This window comes from Nocardioides alpinus, from assembly GCF_900112035.1.
GTDB classification, from domain to species: Bacteria; Actinomycetota; Actinomycetes; order Propionibacteriales; family Nocardioidaceae; genus Nocardioides; species Nocardioides alpinus.
This window is the reverse complement of record NZ_FOKC01000001.1, coordinates 158,864-176,872: the sequence shown is the minus strand read 5'-3', so window position 1 is coordinate 176,872 and position 18,009 is coordinate 158,864. Positions and strand designations below refer to the sequence as shown.

The window sequence follows — 18,009 nt, the reverse complement described above, 5'->3', positions numbered from 1 at the left end:
CCCGATGAAGTTCCCAGAAGTGAAGATCCCAGAAACAGTGAAAACGAAGGTCGAGTCCGCCATCCCCCTGGAGCGACAGATCCAGGGCGCGCGCCTCTACGACAAGGGCCGGCGTTGGCTCACCGGCGCGAACGGGCCGATGTTCGTCGAGGCCCGGATCCCGCCGGTCGAAGAGGTCCCCCTCGCCGAGATCGACCTCAGCAACCCGTTCCTCTACCGACAGGGGCGGTGGGCGTCCTACTTCGAACGTCTGCGCAACGAGGCTCCGGTCCACTACCAGCCCCACAGTCCCTTCGGCCCGTTCTGGTCGGTGACGCGTCACGCCGACATCATGGCGGTGGACAAGAACCACGAGGTCTTCTCCGCCGAGCCTCTCATCGTCATCGGAACACCCCCGCGGTTCATGGACGTCGCGATGTTCATCGCCATGGACCCACCCAAGCACGACATACAGCGGCGCGCCGTACAAGGTGTCGTCGCACCGAAGAACCTCCACGAGATGGAGGACCTCATTCGCGAGCGCGTCAGGGACGTCCTGGACAACCTGCCCGTCAACGAACCGTTCGACTGGGTGAGCACGGTGTCGATCGATCTGACCGCCCGCATGCTGGCCACGCTGTTGGACTTCCCCTTCGAGGAGCGCCACAAGCTCGTCGAGTGGTCGGACCTGGCAACCTCGATGGAGCAGACCAACGGCGGCCCCGCCACTACCGACACTGACGAGCTGTTCCGGGGCATGCTCGAGATGGCGCGAGGACTCACTGAACTCTGGCACGACAAGGCCGCCCGGCTCGCGGTCGGCGAAGAGCCCGGGTTCGACCTGGTCACGATGCTGCAGAGCGATGAGAGCACCAAGGACCTGATCAAGCGTCCGATGGAGTTCATCGGCAACTTTGTTCTGCTGATCGTGGGCGGCAACGACACCACACGCAACTCGATGAGCGGCGGAGTTCTTGCACTCAATCAGTTCCCCGACCAGTTCGAGAAGCTGAAGGCCAATCCGGACCTGATCCCGAACATGGTCTCGGAGATCATCCGCTGGCAGACGCCGCTCGCGTACATGCGGCGGATCGCGAAGACCGACACCATGCTGAACGGTCAGTTCATCCGCAAGGGCGACAAGGTGGTGATGTGGTACGCGTCTGGCAACCGCGACGAGACGGTGTTCGAGCGGCCGGACGAGCTGATCATCGACCGTCGCAACGCCCGCAACCACATCGCTTTCGGCTTCGGCGTGCATCGGTGCATGGGCAACCGGTTGGCCGAGCTGCAGCTGCGGATCCTCTGGGAGGAGCTGCTCCCGCGCTTCGAGAGGATCGACGTGGTCGGGGAGCCGCAGTACGTGCAGTCCAACTTTGTTCGCGGCATCAGCAAGCTGATGGTCGAGCTCACCCCCAAGGGCAGCGGATGAGCTCAGGGCGCGCGGTGGTGGTCGGCGCCAGCCATGCCGGGGTGCAGCTGGTCACCAGCCTCCGCCGAGAGGGTTGGTCGGGTGAGATCGTGCTGGTCGGTGACGAGTCGGCGCTGCCGTACCAAAGGCCTCCGTTGTCGAAGGCATATCTGGCCGGGAAGTGCTCGCTGAAGGAGCTGGCCATCCGGTCGGAGGACTTCTACGTCAAGCAGGACGTCGAGCGCGTGACTGCCAGCGTGCAGGAGATCGACCGGTCGGCGGGAGAGCTCGTGCTCCGCACCGGGAACCGCTTGTCCTATGACGCTCTTGCTCTGTGCACGGGAGCGCACCCCCGACGTCTCCGCGCCGAGGGTGCCGAGCTCGACGGGGTGCACTCCCTGCGTCGGTCGTCGGACGTGGAGCGGATCCGCGAGGACGCGATCCCCGGGCGCAACGCCGTCATCGTGGGTGGTGGGTACATCGGGCTGGAGACCGCCGCCTCGCTGCGCTCGTTGGGCCTCCACGTCACAGTCCTCGAGGCCGCAGACCGGGTCCTCGAGCGGGTCACTGCCCCTGAGGTGTCGGCCTTCTTTACGCGGATCCACCAACAAGAGGGCGTCGACGTGAGGACGAACGCCTCGGTGGAGGCCCTGGTCGGCGACACCCGCGTGCGAGAGGTGGTGCTGGCCAGTGGCGAGTCGGTCCGAGCGGATTTTGTGATCGTCGGGATCGGGATCGAGCCCACCATCGAAATCGCCGAGGCAGCCGGCCTGGTCGTGGACGACGGCATCGTCATCGACGCCCACGCCCGCACCAGCGACCCTGACATCGTGGCGGCCGGGGACTGTACGTCGCAGGACATCCCCCGCTACGGCCGACGAATCAGGCTGGAGTCGGTCCCGAGTGCAGTGGAGCAGGCCAAGGTGGCAGCGGCGACCATCTGTAGACATGACAAGGAGGTGGCGGCGCTCCCGTGGTTCTGGTCGGACCAGTATGACCTCAAGCTCCAGATCGCGGGACTCAACACCGGCTATGACGACATCGCCCTAAGCGGTGACCTGACCCGTGACCGCGACTTCACCTGCTACTACCTCCGGAAGGGCGAGCCGATAGCCGCTGACTGTGTCAACCGTCCCCGAGACTTCATGACCACCAAACGCATGCTCACCCAGGCGACCGCGGTCGACATGGCCGCCCTGACAGCGGAGGTGGCGGTGTGAGAAGCCGCAGTGACCGCTGGTCGTGGTCACCATCGAGCCATTGCCCGCCGAGGTGAGCAAGGATGGCTTGGAGGTCGACGGTCTGGACGGCGATGGGAGTCCTGCCTATCGTTCCGGACTTGCGTGACTCGGGTCGGTCCGCGGGCGTGAGACGCGTCCCCAGAGACGCCCGCGGGCCTGCGTGGTGGCTGGCGTTGCTCGTCTGCAAACCGCTGCTGCTGCTGCTGGGCAGGAGAGCGGACTGGCGCGGTACGGAGCGCCTGCCCGGGTCGGGAGGCGCGGTGCTGGCGGCCAACCATGTCTCCCAGGCCGACCCGCTGTTCCTGGGGGAGATGATCCTCGCCCAGGGCCGGACCCCCCGGTTCATGGCCAAGGCGAGCCTGTTTCACAGTAGAGCAGTCGGCTGGTGGTTCCGGTCGGCCGGCCACGTCGAGGTCGATCGCTCCAACGGCCGAGCTGGGATCTATGCCGCGATCGAAGCCGTACACCGTGGCGCCCTTGTCGTCATCTACCCAGAAGGATCGATCACGAAGCGACCGGATGGACGTCTGATGTCGCTCAAGCCCGGGGCCGTGCGCATCGCACTCGAGACGTCGGCTCCATTGATTCCCGTTGCTCAATGGGGGGTGCAGACGATCGTGCCAGCCTACGAAGGGAGGGTGGTGCTGGGCCGCCGCCGCCGTCGGGTCACCCTGCTGGTCGGGGACCCGGTGCAACTCGAGGACCTCCGAGAGTTGCCGAGGGCGACGGCAGTCGCTGTAGGGGTGCAGAGGCTTCAGGACACCCTCGCCGTCATGGTCGACCAACTGGCCGACGAGCACGCTAAGTAGCGTGCGGGCGTGTCCAGGTCAGTGACGCGAGTCGGTCGCTAGACACGAATCGCTAACCTCTCTGACATGCGGGGACCCTCCATGCGCGAACGGTTCAGGGAGCATATGCGCGCAGCTGTCCTCGAGGCTGCCCACGACCTGATCGTCGACCGCGGCTGGGACCGGGTGCGCATGGGGGAGGTGGCGGATCGTGCCGGGGTGTCGCGAGCGGCGCTCTACAAGGAGTTCGGTGACAAGGCCGGCCTTGGAGAAGCCCTCGTGCTCCGCGAGGCCTCGCGCTTCCTGGAGGGCATCCAGAAGGCGCTGGAGGCACACATCGGCGATGCGAAACGCGGCATCGCAGCAGCCGTCGACTACACCTTGAACGAGGCCGAACGCAGCCCCCTGCTCAAGGCAGTGCTCATCTCCAACCGCGACCTGGATGCGGGCAGTCAGGCGTCCACAGGGATGCTCCCGCTGCTAACGACATCCGCGCGGCTTCACGACCTCGCCTCCGACACCCTAGCCGCATGGGTGGCGGAGAGCTACCCGAGTCTTCCCCCAGACGACGTCATCGACGCGGCCGACACCATGGTGCGCCTGACGGTCAGTCATCTGGCGCTCCCCAAGTGGGACCGCACCGCGACGGCGCGCAAGATCTCCGAAGTCGCCGTCCGGTTCCTGTCCCTCGAATCGTGACCTGCACCAGCCGTCACGACCGCCGTCGACCGCGAGCCCCTGCGTGCCTCAGCGAAATGTAGAGTCGCGGAACCCGCCGCGCCCGACCCACCGGCGTACGCACAGAGCGCTGCGAGCCGATCCAGGAGTTGCCATGTCAGCTGAGTTCCTACCCCGACAGCCGGAGCCGCGGCGGGTCCTGCTGGACTATCCCCACCGTGAGGCCGGTCATTGCGGTTCCGGAGCGCTGAGAGACCTCCTAGAGTGGGCCGGTCTCGGCTGGGAGGAGGTACCGAGCGAAGGTCTGGTCTTCGGGATGGGCGGTGGTCTGGGTTTCACCTTCCTCCGGGTACCCGGGCTTGCCCCGCCGATCTATCTTGTGGGGCATAGCAGCGACCTTGAGGTCGACCTTCTTACGAGGCTGGGTAAAGGCCTACGTCTGTGGCACCGACGACCCCGTGATCGGTTGGGGCTGGGTCCGCGGGGAGCTCCAGCAAGGCCGTCCCGTGCTGATGTGGGCGGACATTGCTGAGCTGCCCTACCTCAATGTCCGCCTTCAGATGACTCGGCATGACATCGTCGTGATCGGTTACGACGAGACCGAGACGGCTTTCGTGGTGGACAACGACCGAGCCGAGGTGCAGGAAGTCCCCTACGAGGCTCTTGCGCGGGCGCGCGCGTCACGTTCGTTCCACCGTGCCCACAAGGCACACCACGTACTTCGTGAACTGGCCCCAGATCCTGCCCGATCTCCGCCCGACCGCGGCCTCGGCCCTCGTCGCCTCGGTCGAGAGCATGCAAGCGGCGCTAACCGCGATTATCCCGGATTCGTCGGCGCTGCCGCCGGATGCCGTTGCTGCTGCGGGGATCAGTGGAGTCGCGGTGTTTGCCGAGGATGTCGACCGGTGGCCGGGGCTCATGCCCGAACCGGAACTGGGCGTCGCACTGCGATCGCTCCACGCCTTTGTGGAGAAGGCAGGGACCGGCGGCGGCCTGTTCCGCCGGTTGCAGGCACAGTTCTGTGCCGACGTGGCCCGGCTAACTGGGTCCGCTGAGATCGCGGAGGCCGGCACCGCGCTCCTGCGCTACGCGGACACGTGGTCGGCTCTCGCTGCGGCCGGCCGTAGCGACGGAGCGACGTTCGACCGCTGGCGACGGGTGATTGAGCTCGCCGCGACGATCCCCAGCGACGAAAACCATGCCATCTCTCGGATGCGCAAAGCGGCGGGCGAACTCAGAGATGGGTGACCAATCGTAGGCAAGTCAGCGACCGCAGCACGCGAGCACCACCGCGAGGCTTGTCGCGTGCCGGGTTCAGTGGAGGCTCTGAACTGACGCGCCGACGGTAGCCGGTGCGGGGTTGTGCCGGTAGTACTTGCCCTCGTGCTCAGCGGGTGGGACGAGTCCGATCTCGCCGTGGAGCCTGCGGTGGTTGAACCAGTCGATGTACTCCGCGACGGCGATCTCGAGGTCGTCGATGCTCTTCCACGGCCCCTTGTTGCGGACCAGTTCGGCCTTGAACAGCGAGTTGAAGGCCTCGGCCAGGGCGTTGTCGTAGGAGTCGCCCGTGCACCCGACGGACGCGACAGCGCCAGCCTCGGCCAGCCGCTGGGTGTACCTCACGACGAGGTACTGACCGGCGCCATCTACGGGCGCGCTTTGAGCGGGGGAGTGCACCGTCCCGATGTTGGTATCGGCGGACGACGTGATCTCGACGCAACTCCCGCAAGAGCAGGTCGCCCGGCCCGCCGAGTGAGGCCAATCTGTCGGCGCGGGGGCCGCTGGCGGCGGGCGCTTGCGGGAACCGCGAGGCGCGTTCCTCCGGGTGGAGGTTGCAGTTGCGGGCGCCCAGGCCGCAGGTCGCTCCTGGCGTCGGCCGGCTACCTGCCTAACTGGCGTGGATGGTCAGCACGGCACCACCCTTGCTAGAAGACGTCAGGTTTGACCCTTCGCAGATGATGTTGAACTCCCCCCAGCTGAGCCCCGAGCCCCCATTCGGTCCGAGCAGGTCTGGGTCCATCGGCTGAGTCTTCCCTCCGACGGTTTGCGTGGCCTCCTCGACGGTCACACCAGTGGACGTCATCGTGATCGCGGATGCGTCACCAGTCCACTTTCCCGTCTCGGTCCCCGTGAAGCTGCTGGAGTATCCGACTGCGGGCGCGGCGTTGACGAGCTTGTCGATCTCAACCTGGTAGGTGTGGTCGGCTCGAAAGGTGATCGTGAGGTTGCCGCTGGCTTCTGTGTCTGCATCGGTAGGCGTAACGACTTCGGCTTCGCTGGGCATCGACTTCGCCATCGCTAGCGCGGCGGAGTCGAAGTAGTCGTCGAGGTCGTCGTCACCAGCCAGCCACGTGCCGACGGGACAGTTAGCCGCCGGCTCCGGTTCGCTTTGAGGCGAGTTCTCATCCGGGTCGGCGCCCCTAGCCTCATCGGCCGGACCCGAATCAGACTTCTCCATGGCGCTTTCGGTCGAGTCAGCGGTGCGGTGCTCGTTAGCGGCGCACGCGGCCAGGCTTGTCGCCAGCAGCACGAGCAGGACGGTTGGTGCGTGCTTCACGGGCGGCCTTCGGGCTGAGGGAATGTTCGCGCAACAATCTCACGCAACGTGCACACCGAGTGGACGAACCGCAATTGCGGAACCGCCAGCCTCCTGGATCGGTTTGATAGACCGCCGGCCGAGCTCGTGCACACTCCCTATTCTGTGTTCGCAGGCGAGGTCTACCAAGGCGCTTTGAGCGTGAAGGTGCACATTGCCCTTGTTGGTACAGAACCGCTCCGGCACGGACACCATGGCACCGATCCGTGCAGCAGGCCCGACGGCCATCGCTGAGATCGAACAGTGGGCTCAGGCGGCTTAACTGTCGGTTGTCTGCGGTGGCCTCCGTAGTCGGATGGCGCCACGTACGTAGTCCGGGTCGGAACACAGGCACCCGGGGGTCCGCTCTCGTGGACGGGCGATTACCTGCGGGAAGCCGCGAAGGACATCGAAGCGGCGCTCGACTGCTGCGTCGCGCTCGCCGCGCAGTTCTTCCGAGGCGGTTAGCACTTCCGCCGCCAGCATGAAGCCAGCCAAGGCTGACTGGTGTGCCAACGGCACCAACACCTCGCCTGGCAGGTTCCCAACGGGCAGAACACCCCCGGCGCACACACCGTCGCGATACAGCGCACCCACGGTGCTGGCAGCCCAACGGTCCCGTTCCTCCTCGTTAATGACACCTGCCGCCAAGAGGTCGTCGATCAACGGGACCTGGATCCAATGCAGTACGTCTTCTTGATTGGCGGGGAGGTCCGGAATGGCTGGCACGTGCGGAAGCGGGAAGCCGATGGGCTGGTTGTAGACCAGATATCCCAGCACGCGGAGAGTCGGCTGCCCGATGGCTGCTGCGATCAGTTCATGGTCGCTAGGTCGCGCCGTTGTGGGGTAGTACAGGCACGCGAGGCATGGAGCGGTGCCGAAGTCTTCGTGTCGTGACCAACCCAGGTCGGCGACCTGAGTCCAAGCGTTGTACGCGGCCTGCGGCAAGGTAGACGTAACGGCGATGCGATCCCGTGCCGAGTCGAGCGCTACCGCGACCTTCTGCACACCAAGATGACTGGAGCGATCACCCCACCGTGCCTCCTCGATCTCCACTGACACGTCAGAGCCGGCGAACAGGTTCCTGATGATCTCGCCCTTGGGCACGTCGACGGATGCAGCATCGGTGAGCACGTAACGCTGAAGGTTCGACAGCGTGACCGTTTCCGGCTCCACCACGGTGAGACGCCCGGTAGCTTCCGAGGCGCGCAGAGCCAGCGCGAATGCTTCGCCGATAGCACCAGCTCCGGCCAGATGGACGTGACCGATGTCGATTCCTCGCGCACTGAGGCGAGGGTCTTCGCTTTGAGGCGGGCCGCCATCGGGAACGGCGGTGGCAGCCGTGCCGGGCAGCATGGACAACCGGCCTGGCTGCGCGTGGTGTCGCCCGCGGCTGCCGAGCTCGTCGGCGAAGACGGCTCGGAACATTTCGCCGACCCCGAGGGCAGCCGCGGCAAGCCAGGCCAGGGGAGTCCCTGGCACTGGGGACGCCTCGACACTCTCGTCCTCGGCATGGTCGACCGTTGCCACCCATCCCGACGCGTTGACGTGGACCACGCGACCGCTCGGGACCTGGGGAGGCACGCCAGTACGTGGCCGCTCGTCTTCGTTGCTCTGGACCTGGGCGCGCCACCCGATGACGAGGGCGACCCTTGTCCCATTCGTGGCAGATGTCTGCCGTCCGAGCGCGCCGGCGTCTGTTTGCGAGCTCGACGTCGCAGATGCGTCCTCGAACTCGACGTCTGCGGTGCCGGACGCATCGACGATAATGAGCCCGATGTCCGGGTTGATGGTCTTGGCGAGCGCGGCAACCTCACGTGCGAGGCTGCTGGCCGGGGCGGCGTGCACCTCGAGCGTCGGATAGAGGCGTGCAAGCAGGTTGCCGGCCATCAACGCGGCGTCGCGAACAGCCGAGGTGTCGGTCATGTCCGGGAGGTGCAGTTCGACGGTGACGTCGGACAGCTTGCTCGCCAGCACGGCGGGGTCGACGTCCGTGACCGGGCGCAGCGCGTCGGCGACGCGGGAGAAGAACGGGGGAAGTCCCATGGCTAAGCGTCCTCTTCCGTGATCGCGACTTGCACGTGAGGGGGCAGGCTCTCCCATTCACCGAGTCCGAGGAGGCGATACCAGGCCCACCGGTCCGACGAGGCGAGCCCGTGCTGGGCGAAGTCGGGGACGACCAGGCTGATCGCGCCGCGCAGGGTTACCAGGGGGAAGTGGTCATCGGTCTCGGAGTGGTAGGCGTCCGTCGGGTGGGAGTGCACCTGACCGGCGGCTATTTCGCCGCGTGCATAGAACGCCCTGTTCATCCGGTCGAGTGCGGCGCCGTCAACGGTGACCAGCAGGCCCTTGGTCGTCGTGTGGGCCGTCTGATGAGGAACGTAGGGGCTGGTGAATTCGAGGGTGGTTCCTTGGTCGCGTAGTCGCGCGCCCCAGACCACAAACCCCTCATGTCCTTGTGCGCCACGCTCGGCGAGGAAGTCGAGGGTCGGTTGCAGCACCCGCATGGATATGAGGACTCGTTCTACTGAAGTCAGCTTCACGCCTGTTCGCCCTCCTGGATGGGTTCTGGCGCCGGCGCAGCCGCCAAGTCGTCGCCCGGAAGGTCGACCGCGGAGGGGAGGGGTCCGATCGAGGCATCGTGCGCAGGCTCTTCGGCGGCGGCGGGCGACATCGGAGGCGCTGCCGCGACAGCGTCACCTTGGATGGCTTGCATCTGTCGCTGCAGCGCATCGGGGTCCCCTTGAAGCAACGTCAAGTCGAGGCGGCTGCCGACCGGAAGGAGCTTGACGGCGATGTCCAGACCCACGACGTTACGTGCCATCCGGCGCCAGATGCGGTCGCACAGCACGGCGAGATCGCCTTCGTGAAGCCCACGATGCAACAACCAGTCGTCTCCGTTGTGCTGCGGGTGAGAGTGGTACTCCCGAATGCCGGGGATGCACAAGAAAGCCATCCCAGTCTCGGGATGGCCGTCGATCAGAGCATCGCGGACTTCGGTGTCGGACACCTTGTCCGGCGCCCTCACCAATGGCGGCGCAGGTTCACGGGTCAGCGGGTCCACGAACATCACTGACGGCGGCCACAGGTCGAAGTTCCAGTAGTCGATGCGCACGCACGCGGTCATCACCGGCACGGACAGTGACGCCATCGGCACCTGGTGCAAGAACCCCACCTCGACCCACAAGTCGCCGTGGTCAAGGAGCAGCCAGCCTCGCCGGGCAAAGGCGTTCCGATTGGTCTCGAACCGTTCCAGCTGCTGGTGGAACTTGGCTCGCGACACCTCGTGCGGCACGAGCAGTGGTCCACGCGAAGTGTCGACGCTCTGGGCGGAAGCACTCGATGTGTCGGCCTCTTCGATCGTCATGCGGCTCTCCAAGGTCGATGCGGGGCTGACAAGCAGATGGACGCCGGGCGCAATTACCCTCCCGCGCCGGCGCGGGGGCTGAGGAACAGCGTGGCCCCGTCCTGCAGTCGAGCTTGTTCTCCAGTCATCTCCAGGTCGAGTAGCTCCCCGGCCTCGCTGCGCAGCTCCCACTCGCCGGGCGGCTGTCCTTCATTCCCGGATTCGCGGAGGGCTTCGCGAACAGCGTGCTCGAGTCGCTCACGCATGTTGATGCGGACGTTCTGCACCGCGCCCGATACGACGACGACCAGGTCCAGGTGGTTGTCCGGCTTCGGCATGATGCCTCCCATGAAGTGTTCGTGTTTGCCCCGTCACTAGGTCATAGGCAACGAGGACGAACATTCCCTAGGTCGCGTTCGAACTTTCTTCGGCGCAGTCGTCCGAGCGGGGAGAGGGTCGGTGCGCGACGGCACCGGCCACGCCAGGCTCGGGGAGAGGAGGTAAGGCTTCTGTTCAGCCGGCCGCGGCTTGACGGCCCGGAGTGAAGTGGCCGTGACGCGCGTAGCGGGCCGGACGCCCGGCCGTGGATGCAGCTGTGGAAGCCCCTAGGCGCTGCCGCACGTACTCTGCAGTGCGGACCTCGGAGGGCGCCTGCGGCACCCAGTTCCCTGCGGCCGACGCGGTGGCTTGCGGCGCGATCTGATACCTCAGGATGCTTTCGAGGACTGCACTCGTGGAGTCGAGCTGCTGGGTCGGATCGCTCAACAGCTCGTCAAAGGTGAGTCGGCCTTCGCGGTCTTTTGATGCGCGGGCGTCCCTGGTGTGTTCCGGCGCGACGCGCGCGGCAGCGAGTGCGGCTTGCGCTGCGGCGAGGTCTCGGGTGGCTTCAGCCAAGCGCGCGGACGCGAAAGTGCGTCGGGTCTGGTCCTGGGTCACCAGTGCGTCCTCGTATTCGAGGAGGGTGCGGTCATACGCATAGGAGGCCCGAGCGAGCGCGTCTCGGACCGCCGGATCGGCACGGACTGTGTCGCCACCGTCCGAGGTTCCGCGAATGCCGCTCATCTCGACCCCCATTGATCAAGTGTGCGCGCCGAGGACTCGGCACACAAATTGGAAGACTTGGGAAATCGCATAGTGGCATACCGGTGCGCACCGAGTCACTGGTACCCGACAATTGCCCCTCAAGCGGGTAAGCCACGGGGGCGCTCCTGAAGCCAGAGGTCGAAAGCGGACTCCCACGGTGGCGAACCGCCGGCACGTCGCGGCGAGTCGCCGTCCGACGTCTCCACGTCGAGCCATCCGGCCAGCTGGCCCGTTCGCGTCAAAGACGCAAGCGACTCCCGGGCGTCCTGGATCGCCTCGGCCAGCATCGCGGGGTCCACGAGGCGACCGTCGCGCAGCGCGCGGTGCTCCGTGCGCGAACGGCACACGTCCTCGGGACACGCCGCGTGGATCAGATGCACGTCGTACCCGGCGTCTGCAAGCCGGTCCACGGCCGCGTCCATCGAAGCCGGTCGGCCGATCGTGTCGTAGACGATGTCTTCACCGCGGTCGATGGCGGCGGGAAGTACCAGGTCGTAGGTGACGTCGAAACACTCCTGCTGCACCACCAGCGACCCCAGTCCGTACGCGTATTCGGGCAGTGCCTGGCGCACGCGGTCCGCATCGATGACGCTGTACGGCGCAAGCACCGGGAGGGAGGTGGCGCGGTCGCCGGCGTCGGCCCCAAGGTCGCCGGTTTCCGGAAACGGGGATGCGTCCCCGGCGTTGCGGAAAACGTCGACGCGGAACGCCTCGACCATGCTGCGCAAAATGGACGTCTTCCCGGCACCGGGTGCCCCGATCGTGAAGAAGGCCATCGGTCGTCGGCTCTCCGGCGACGTGCGATCCGGCACACGCGTAAACGGATCGGTCGACACCCCCGGTACGCAGTCCGCCAGGATGGCGGCGTGCACGGGCCGCCGGAGCGCAAGGTAGCCACCGGCGCCGCGACCGTCGCCGTAGACGTCCGTAGTCGTCACGATGCCGGAAGCCGCCCTCGCCGACACCAGACCAAGGCGACCCGGGGCCGTCCCGCTCGTGAGCAACGCCATGGCATCGATGTCAGTGCGCCACCACGTGGGACGGTAGAGGACGGTCGCTCGTTCGAGCTCGGCCAGCGATCGCCATCGTTGAGAGGGACCCGTGGCCGGCTGGGCCGGCAGAGGTCGTCCGGCGCTCCCATCCGCCGCGGTCAGGCCTGCGGCCTGCTCCGAGGACGGATCCCGGTCACTCATCAGCCGCGTTCCACGCGCGCTCCGCCTCAGTCAGCTTGCGGCGCGCAGACTGCCACAGGTTGTCGACTCGTCGGGTGGCATCGGGTTGACCGAACAGGTACGTCGCGATTTCCGCATAGCTGAGACCGAACTGCTTCCGGGCCAGGACGACATACCGCTCCTCGGGGGTGAGCCGGCTCAATGCCGCTTCCAACGCGGCACGAGTCTCGACCACCTGCTCCGGACTGACCGCCGTGCGGTGTGTGTCCGCCACCTCCGTCATGGACTGCGGGTCGACGGGGACGGCCTGCAGCTTGCGCCGGACACCGTAGAAGTCGCGCACCACATCGATGTAGGCGGTCCCAGCGGCACCCAACGCCCAGCTCGCCCCATCACCACGTTCGGCCACGAACCGTCCCGCCGAGTTCCGGGCTCGTTCCAGTGCCGACACCGTGGTCTCGATCGCGATGGCGTCTAGGTCGCCCGGTTGGACGGCCGGAACGGTCACGTCTGGGCCGATCCGCTTTGCCGCCTGCATTGCCAGGCTCGTGCCCCTTTGCCGAATCACTCGGTACAGGGGCTCGAAGAGAAGCTCGTCGTATGCGCTTGCCAACGCCGGGTCGGGATCACTGGCCATGCGCACGAGCAACGCGGTCGCACGTTCGGCGAAGTCGTGCAGCGGACTCACCGATGGCACCTGCGTCCCCCTCTCGGTTGGTCTCACATGTGACAACGGCACTCGCCTGCCCGATGGCAGGATCCTAGTTGACCTCTCCGACAGGAACGGGTCTGCCGCATGATCCGCTGACAGCCAGAGCCTGAGGCTGTGGACGGCGGGCCCCTGCAGTTTGCACCCTCCCTATCGGGTGTTGGCGGGGGACAACATGGGAAGGGGATGTGCAGCATCTTGCATTACCTGAGGGATGCGAGGCGCGCAGTCGGTAGCTGAGAGGCCGCTTCGCGCTCGAAGCCGAGGGAGTACCGGGTAAGTCTGCTGGTCAGGTCAGGCCAGACGTCGCATGACATCTGCGCTTGCGTGCCCATCGAGAGTCGAAGTCGCGATCTTTCGCCTAGTAGTGGATTCGGATTCAAATCTCGTCTGCTGCCGCTGCTTCGCTGGCGGTCCAGCCGCGAGCTTCCGCACGTTTGCGCGCCAACTCGGCAAGCCGACTGGACGCGGCCTGCTGGTAGCGCATGGCCGCTTGGTTGGTCGAGTGTCCACCGAGTGCCATGAGTTCGGCGAGAGTGGCGCCGTGCCGGGCGGCTTCGGTCAGGGCTCCATGCCTGAGGTCATGGAAGCGAAGGTCCTCGCGGCCAGCGACGCGACGAGCTTCGTACCAGCCCCATCCCCTCGTCGATAGTTTGCCACGACGCTTCTTGGAGACCTTGCCGTAGAAGGCGCTGGGGGACAGGTGCTCAGTGTTGCGCCCGGGAAAGATCAACCCCTGAGCGCCAGGCGCGGCGTGATGCCTCGTGTGTTCCCGCACCGCCTCGATGATGTGTGGTGGGATCGGGACGTCGCGGATGCCAGCCTCGCTCTTGGGAGCCTTGGCGATGACACCGGCGGACCTAGAGCGGACGACGCCGCGGCGGACCCGGATAACTCCTTGGGGAATGTCGATGTCCGAGCGGCGAAGCTCAGCCAATTCGCCGAAGCGGAGCGCGCAGCCGTCGGCGAGCAGCTCCATCAGCCTGTGACGCTCCAGCATGGCCGCCACGATGGCGGCTACTTCTTGGGCGGTGGCCGGGCGGATGCGTCGCTTGGTTCCGGACGAGCCGCCGCCAGAGATGCCGCATGGGTTGAATGGGATCAGCGCGGCGCCACAGTTCCTGGTTGGGTCGGCTACGGTGCGCATCATCGCGCGCAAGAGCGAGTAGGCGTGCGCCTGGTACGTAGGCGTGTCGGCGGCAGTGTCATACCACTCGGCGACCGCCTCAGGACTGACATCCTTGAGCCCGACGTCGGCGAAGGTCGGCAGGATGAAGCGATCGAGCAGGTCCTGGTAATGGTCGCGAGTGCGCTCGGCGAGCGGGCGCCCCTTCACCTTCCGGCCCGCAAGCCAGCGCGGTGCGTAGTCGCCGACTGTCACCGGCGCGGCAAGCCTGCTTGCCCGTCGCGCCAACGGGGGATTCCACGACCCCGCGGTGATCATGCGTCGCTCATCCACCAGCCACGCCTCTGCATCGTCCTTGGACTCGAAGGTGTGAGGCGCGTTGTAACGAAGCGGTTCTCCGACGGCGGTCTCGCGGCTATCGGGGTCTGCGTAGCGAGCCCGATAGCGTCCGCTGGGCAGCTTCGTGATCTGTCCGAACTTACGTCGGTCGGAACTTTGCGCCACAGGCGTTCCCTCGAGTTCGTGTCCACCAGAAGGGTATTCGTGTCCGCAAGAGTCCGCCAGCGACTGAGGCGGAAACGCGTAAACTTGCAGGTCAGCGCCCTAGAATGCTGGTCAGAGCACATGTCGCCGAAGTGCGGGCGGACTGGTTCGAAGCCAGTATCGCCTCGTGAAGTGGCATCCTGACTCATGTGCACACATCTCGGAGCACGCAGCCCGCTCGGTGACCCTCGCGTTCGTTCACTGGGCCAGTTCAACCGCTCGTAGCAACACCGGGCTGTTGGAGGGAGCGTAGTTGCTCCTCGAAGACCTCGGCAGGTGTCCTCCATCCGAGGATCTTGCGGGGCCGGTTGTTGAGCGCGTGAGCTACGGCCTCGAGGTCTTCAGCAGACCAGCGGGACAGGTCGGTTCCCTTGGGGAAGTACTGGCGCAGCAGACCGTTGGTGTTCTCGTTCGTTGGCCGCTGCCAGGGCGAGTGGGGGTCGGCGAAGAACACCTTCGTGCCGGTCTCCAACGCGAACTGTGCGTGGCCCGAGAGCTCCTTGCCGCGGTCCCACGTCAGGGTCTTTCGTAGCTGCTCGGGCAGCTTGGTCATTGACGCTGTCAGCGCGGCGTTCATCGCGATTGCCCCGTAGCCGCCGAGCGATGGTCCGTTCTTCACGTACGGCTTCTCGCCCCACCCCTCGATCCGTGGCAGGTGAACCAGGAGCGTTGAGCGGCTACTGCGCTCGACGATGGTGCCGATCGCCGACCTCCCGGTTCCGATGATCAAATCGCCCTCCCAGTGACCGGGGACGGCGCGATCCTCGGCTTCGGCAGGACGCTCGCTGAGAACCACGTCGGTCGTGACATGCCCACCGGGCTTGTTCTGCGACCTGGCCCTCGGCTGCCGAAGCGCACGGCCGGTGCGCAGACACGTGACCAGTTCGCGTCTGAGCGCGCCACGGCCCTCGATGAACAGCGATTGGTAGATCGCCTCGTGGCTGATGCGCATGGACTCATCATCGGGGAACTCCACCTTCAGCCGATGCGCGATCTGCTCCGGACTCCACGCTGTCGACCACCGTCGATCCTGCCGATGTGGCTTGTTCAGGCCCTTCCACGCAGGCGGCGTCGGACCGGGAACGATCGTGCCGTCAGGACGACGAACGTCGCCAGCGAGCCGATCTTGGACATACTCACGCAGTCGCGGGTTCTCAACCAGCTTCGCGGTCTTGGGGCGCTTGGCCGCCTGCTGCGCCTTCCACTGGGCCACCGTGGCCCGGTACTCCTGCTTCCCGCCACGAGTTGCAGCGTTGCGGCGTAGCTCGCGTGAGATCGTCGCGGGGTCACGCCCGATCGCGCGGGCGATCGGGCGCACACCTTGGTCCCGGGCATGCAGGATCGCGATCTCCTCGCGTTCCTCGAAGCTCAGGTAGCGGCCGGTGGGCTCGGCCAGTGAGATAGGCGGCATACCGCCAGCGTGGCGAAACCAGCGGGTCCCGACCGGCACTGACACGCCAACCGCCAGCGCCGCCTCTGCCGACGTGATGCCCGTAGCGATCAGCCGCCAGAACTGCCGCTGCACCACCCGGGACGGATCCGGACGCCCGGGCGAGCGCATAGCTGGCCGCAGCGCCCGGTCAGCGCGCCACTGCCGGCGAAGACCCTCAGGTACGTCGCTGGTCTTCTTGCTCCAGTCTGCCGTTGCCATCGCCGAACTCCTCCGTGATCGAGGTGTTGCGACGACCGGTTGATTTCGCCCTGTGCAGAGCCGTCACAGTGACGCAGGCGATGGAGCGGAGGGGACTTCCGAGTGACTTACGCATCGGGACCTCGGCAGCAGAGCACGCGGAGGTCGTCAGGAATACGTCCGTGACGATCCCGCAGTCTCGCGCGAGCGACGGCGCTGGCTCGAGGTCGCGTGAGTCCGCAAATAGTCCGCAAGAAGTCCGGCTAAGACCGATTCTGGTCGATGACGTCCAACGGTCGCGCGAGCGCGTTTCTGCAGGTCAGCCCACGTTTCCGGTCGTCGCCAACGATGCCCAACTACCGCCGAAACCCCGCATGATCGTTCCGCTTCAACGTCTGACGTCGGACATCACGGGCGTGACGCCCGGTCTCCACACCCGCTCGCCGGCGACGCTGGCGTACGGGCCTGCTGGCATGCCCTCATGACGACTTTTGTCGAACTACGAGCAAAAGGTTGACGTCCGAGGGCATAACTCCGTAGCTTCGCAGGATGACCCTGTGACGTGCGCCACACGTGGCCTCGTCGCCCGTGATCCACCCCCGGAGGAGCCTCATGAACACCCCTGACGTCAGGTCCATCGAGACACCCGCACTGATCCGCAGGCTCGGCCTCAGCAGGCGCCAGTTCATGGCGGCCTCGACCGGCGTCGCGGCGGCGTCGCTGGCAGGCCCGCTGAGCTCCCCGGCCGCCGCAGCCGGCAACGGGCGCCTGATCCCGCCGGGCAAGCTCGGCATCATCCTCTACACCGTCCGCGACGCGATCAACCGCGATCCCAGCACCACCGACCTGGCCTCAGGGTTCAAGGAGGTCCTCGCCGAGCTGTCCCGGATCGGCTACAAGCAGATCGAGTTCGCCGGCTACACCCAGAACGTGAACGCGGAAGGTGGACGTACGCCCGCCCCGGCCCTGCTGAAGCAGTGGCTGGACGACAGCGGGCTGGAGGCCGAGGGCAACCACGGCAGCATCCCGAGCACCCTCACCGACGCCACCCTGGCGAGCTTCGACGCCGCCTGCGAGGCGGCCAACATCCTCGGCATGGCACACATCGGCACGGGCAGCGACCCGACCAGCTCGGCCTACCTGGCCGACTGGCAGGCCGCGGCCGAGCGGTGGAACATCCTCGGCGAGCGCGCGATGACGATGCACGGACTCAAGCTCTACACCCACAACCACTCGCCGGCCTACAGCTTCCTGCTCGACAGCGGACCGCTCGACGCCAACGGCCGTCCGACCCGCTCGTCGGGCGTCCGTCGCCTCGAGTGGTTCCTGGACAACACCGACTCCCGCTATGTCTTCCTGGAGATGGACATCTTCTGGGCGCACGTCGCGCAGTACCAGCACCACACCTACACCGCGCCCGACGGCTCGTCGGTGCAGGACATCTTCGACCCGCTGGGCACCGTCAACTCCTACGGCCCCATGCGGTACCCGCTGTTCCACGCCAAGGACGGCGACGCACGCCCGGGCACGCCCAACGGCTACGAGATCGTGCCCTTCGGCGCCGGTGACATCGACTACCGGGCGTTCCTCGGCGGGGTCGGCGCCAAGGGCTACCACAACCCCATGTGGGAGCAGGACAACGCCGGGAGCCCCACCAACCCCGGTCAGTCGCTGGCGTACGCCCAGTCCAGCTACGACAACCTGTCCAGGCTGCGCGGCTGACCGCTC

General features: G+C 66.4%; 16 protein-coding genes and 2 pseudogenes. 7 read left to right on the top strand and 11 right to left on the bottom strand.

The window, feature by feature from the left end; genetic code table 11:
* Positions 1–4: 4 nt before the first annotated feature.
* From BM127_RS00915 to BM127_RS22660, 6 genes and pseudogenes are all read left to right on the top strand, one after another.
* Positions 5–1,411, top strand: a complete 1,407-nt coding sequence (locus BM127_RS00915) for a cytochrome P450 (protein ID WP_091193129.1) — start codon at positions 5–7, stop codon at positions 1,409–1,411.
* A complete protein-coding gene (locus BM127_RS00910) occupies positions 1,408–2,610 on the top strand; it encodes an NAD(P)/FAD-dependent oxidoreductase (protein WP_091193128.1) in 1,203 nt (400 codons plus the stop codon). Before BM127_RS00915 ends, BM127_RS00910 begins: the two co-directional genes overlap by 4 nt.
* Before the next feature lie 146 nt (positions 2,611–2,756).
* On the top strand, positions 2,757–3,440 hold the full coding sequence (locus tag BM127_RS00905) for a lysophospholipid acyltransferase family protein (RefSeq protein ID WP_231263142.1): 684 nt from the start codon (positions 2,757–2,759) through the stop codon (positions 3,438–3,440).
* A gap of 81 nt (positions 3,441–3,521) precedes the next feature.
* Positions 3,522–4,118 carry a TetR/AcrR family transcriptional regulator gene (locus BM127_RS00900; RefSeq protein WP_198554454.1) on the top strand — a complete coding sequence of 199 codons (597 nt, stop codon included), beginning with the start codon at positions 3,522–3,524 and terminating at the stop codon, positions 4,116–4,118.
* Between the two features lie 133 nt (positions 4,119–4,251).
* Positions 4,252–4,663 (top strand): annotated as a pseudogene (locus BM127_RS23110) (BtrH N-terminal domain-containing protein); the annotation flags it as partial.
* A 157-nt stretch (positions 4,664–4,820) separates the two neighbouring features.
* Positions 4,821–5,345: a DUF4872 domain-containing protein gene (locus BM127_RS22660; RefSeq protein WP_231263143.1), complete on the top strand. Its 525-nt coding sequence runs from the start codon at positions 4,821–4,823 to the stop codon at positions 5,343–5,345.
* A 120-nt stretch (positions 5,346–5,465) separates the two neighbouring features.
* Here BM127_RS22660 and BM127_RS00890 read toward each other — a convergent pair.
* From BM127_RS00890 to BM127_RS00840, 11 genes and pseudogenes are all read right to left on the bottom strand, one after another.
* Positions 5,466–5,744: pseudogene (locus BM127_RS00890) on the bottom strand (integrase core domain-containing protein); the annotation flags it as partial.
* A gap of 241 nt (positions 5,745–5,985) precedes the next feature.
* Positions 5,986–6,654 carry a hypothetical protein gene (locus tag BM127_RS00885; RefSeq protein ID WP_091193123.1) on the bottom strand — a complete coding sequence of 223 codons (669 nt, stop codon included), beginning with the start codon at positions 6,652–6,654 and terminating at the stop codon, positions 5,986–5,988.
* Positions 6,655–6,951: 297 nt separating this feature from the next.
* The gene (locus BM127_RS00880) at positions 6,952–8,718 is read right to left on the bottom strand and encodes a ThiF family adenylyltransferase (protein ID WP_091193121.1); all 1,767 of its coding nucleotides are present in this window, start codon (positions 8,716–8,718) and stop codon (positions 6,952–6,954) included.
* A gap of 2 nt (positions 8,719–8,720) precedes the next feature.
* Positions 8,721–9,215 (bottom strand): Mov34/MPN/PAD-1 family protein, encoded by a 495-nt coding sequence (locus BM127_RS00875; protein WP_139227534.1) that lies wholly within the window; start codon positions 9,213–9,215, stop codon positions 8,721–8,723.
* Positions 9,212–10,039: a putative metal-binding protein gene (locus BM127_RS00870; protein ID WP_091193117.1), complete on the bottom strand. Its 828-nt coding sequence runs from the start codon at positions 10,037–10,039 to the stop codon at positions 9,212–9,214. The genes BM127_RS00875 and BM127_RS00870 overlap by 4 nt, the downstream gene beginning before the upstream one ends.
* Before the next feature lie 53 nt (positions 10,040–10,092).
* Positions 10,093–10,368 carry a DUF2604 domain-containing protein gene (locus BM127_RS00865; protein ID WP_091193116.1) on the bottom strand — a complete coding sequence of 92 codons (276 nt, stop codon included), beginning with the start codon at positions 10,366–10,368 and terminating at the stop codon, positions 10,093–10,095.
* A gap of 163 nt (positions 10,369–10,531) precedes the next feature.
* The gene (locus tag BM127_RS00860) at positions 10,532–11,092 is read right to left on the bottom strand and encodes a hypothetical protein (RefSeq protein ID WP_091193114.1); all 561 of its coding nucleotides are present in this window, start codon (positions 11,090–11,092) and stop codon (positions 10,532–10,534) included.
* Between the two features lie 107 nt (positions 11,093–11,199).
* On the bottom strand, positions 11,200–11,877 hold the full coding sequence (locus tag BM127_RS22060) for a zeta toxin family protein (protein ID WP_157829635.1): 678 nt from the start codon (positions 11,875–11,877) through the stop codon (positions 11,200–11,202).
* Between the two features lie 409 nt (positions 11,878–12,286).
* Positions 12,287–12,961, bottom strand: coding sequence for a sigma-70 family RNA polymerase sigma factor (locus BM127_RS00850; RefSeq protein WP_091193112.1), 675 nt, complete (start codon positions 12,959–12,961; stop codon positions 12,287–12,289).
* A gap of 400 nt (positions 12,962–13,361) precedes the next feature.
* Positions 13,362–14,612 (bottom strand): tyrosine-type recombinase/integrase, encoded by a 1,251-nt coding sequence (locus BM127_RS00845; protein ID WP_091193110.1) that lies wholly within the window; start codon positions 14,610–14,612, stop codon positions 13,362–13,364.
* Between the two features lie 250 nt (positions 14,613–14,862).
* Positions 14,863–16,302 carry an IS30 family transposase gene (locus tag BM127_RS00840; protein ID WP_091193109.1) on the bottom strand — a complete coding sequence of 480 codons (1,440 nt, stop codon included), beginning with the start codon at positions 16,300–16,302 and terminating at the stop codon, positions 14,863–14,865.
* Between the two features lie 591 nt (positions 16,303–16,893).
* On the opposite strand from BM127_RS00840, the gene BM127_RS00835 reads away from it, so the two are divergent.
* Positions 16,894–18,003, top strand: a complete 1,110-nt coding sequence (locus BM127_RS00835; RefSeq protein ID WP_091193107.1) for a sugar phosphate isomerase/epimerase family protein — start codon at positions 16,894–16,896, stop codon at positions 18,001–18,003.
* The last annotated feature ends 6 nt before the right edge of the window (positions 18,004–18,009 follow it).

What these genes read in the sequence shown, in the direction of transcription:
- BM127_RS00915 (WP_091193129.1), top strand. Translation starts at nt 5, where the DNA reads ATGAAGTTCCCAGAAGTGAAGATCCCAGAAACAGTGAAAACGAAGGTC.
- BM127_RS00910 (WP_091193128.1), top strand. Translation starts at nt 1,408, where the DNA reads ATGAGCTCAGGGCGCGCGGTGGTGGTCGGCGCCAGCCATGCCGGGGTG.
- BM127_RS00900 (WP_198554454.1), top strand. Translation starts at nt 3,522, where the DNA reads ATGCGCGAACGGTTCAGGGAGCATATGCGCGCAGCTGTCCTCGAGGCT.
- BM127_RS00880 (WP_091193121.1), bottom strand. Translation starts at nt 8,718, where the DNA reads ATGGGACTTCCCCCGTTCTTCTCCCGCGTCGCCGACGCGCTGCGCCCG.
- BM127_RS00870 (WP_091193117.1), bottom strand. Translation starts at nt 10,039, where the DNA reads ATGACGATCGAAGAGGCCGACACATCGAGTGCTTCCGCCCAGAGCGTC.
- BM127_RS00865 (WP_091193116.1), bottom strand. Translation starts at nt 10,368, where the DNA reads ATGGGAGGCATCATGCCGAAGCCGGACAACCACCTGGACCTGGTCGTC.
- BM127_RS00860 (WP_091193114.1), bottom strand. Translation starts at nt 11,092, where the DNA reads ATGGGGGTCGAGATGAGCGGCATTCGCGGAACCTCGGACGGTGGCGAC.
- BM127_RS22060 (WP_157829635.1), bottom strand. Translation starts at nt 11,877, where the DNA reads ATGGCCTTCTTCACGATCGGGGCACCCGGTGCCGGGAAGACGTCCATT.
- BM127_RS00840 (WP_091193109.1), bottom strand. Translation starts at nt 16,302, where the DNA reads ATGGCAACGGCAGACTGGAGCAAGAAGACCAGCGACGTACCTGAGGGT.
- BM127_RS00835 (WP_091193107.1), top strand. Translation starts at nt 16,894, where the DNA reads ATGAACACCCCTGACGTCAGGTCCATCGAGACACCCGCACTGATCCGC.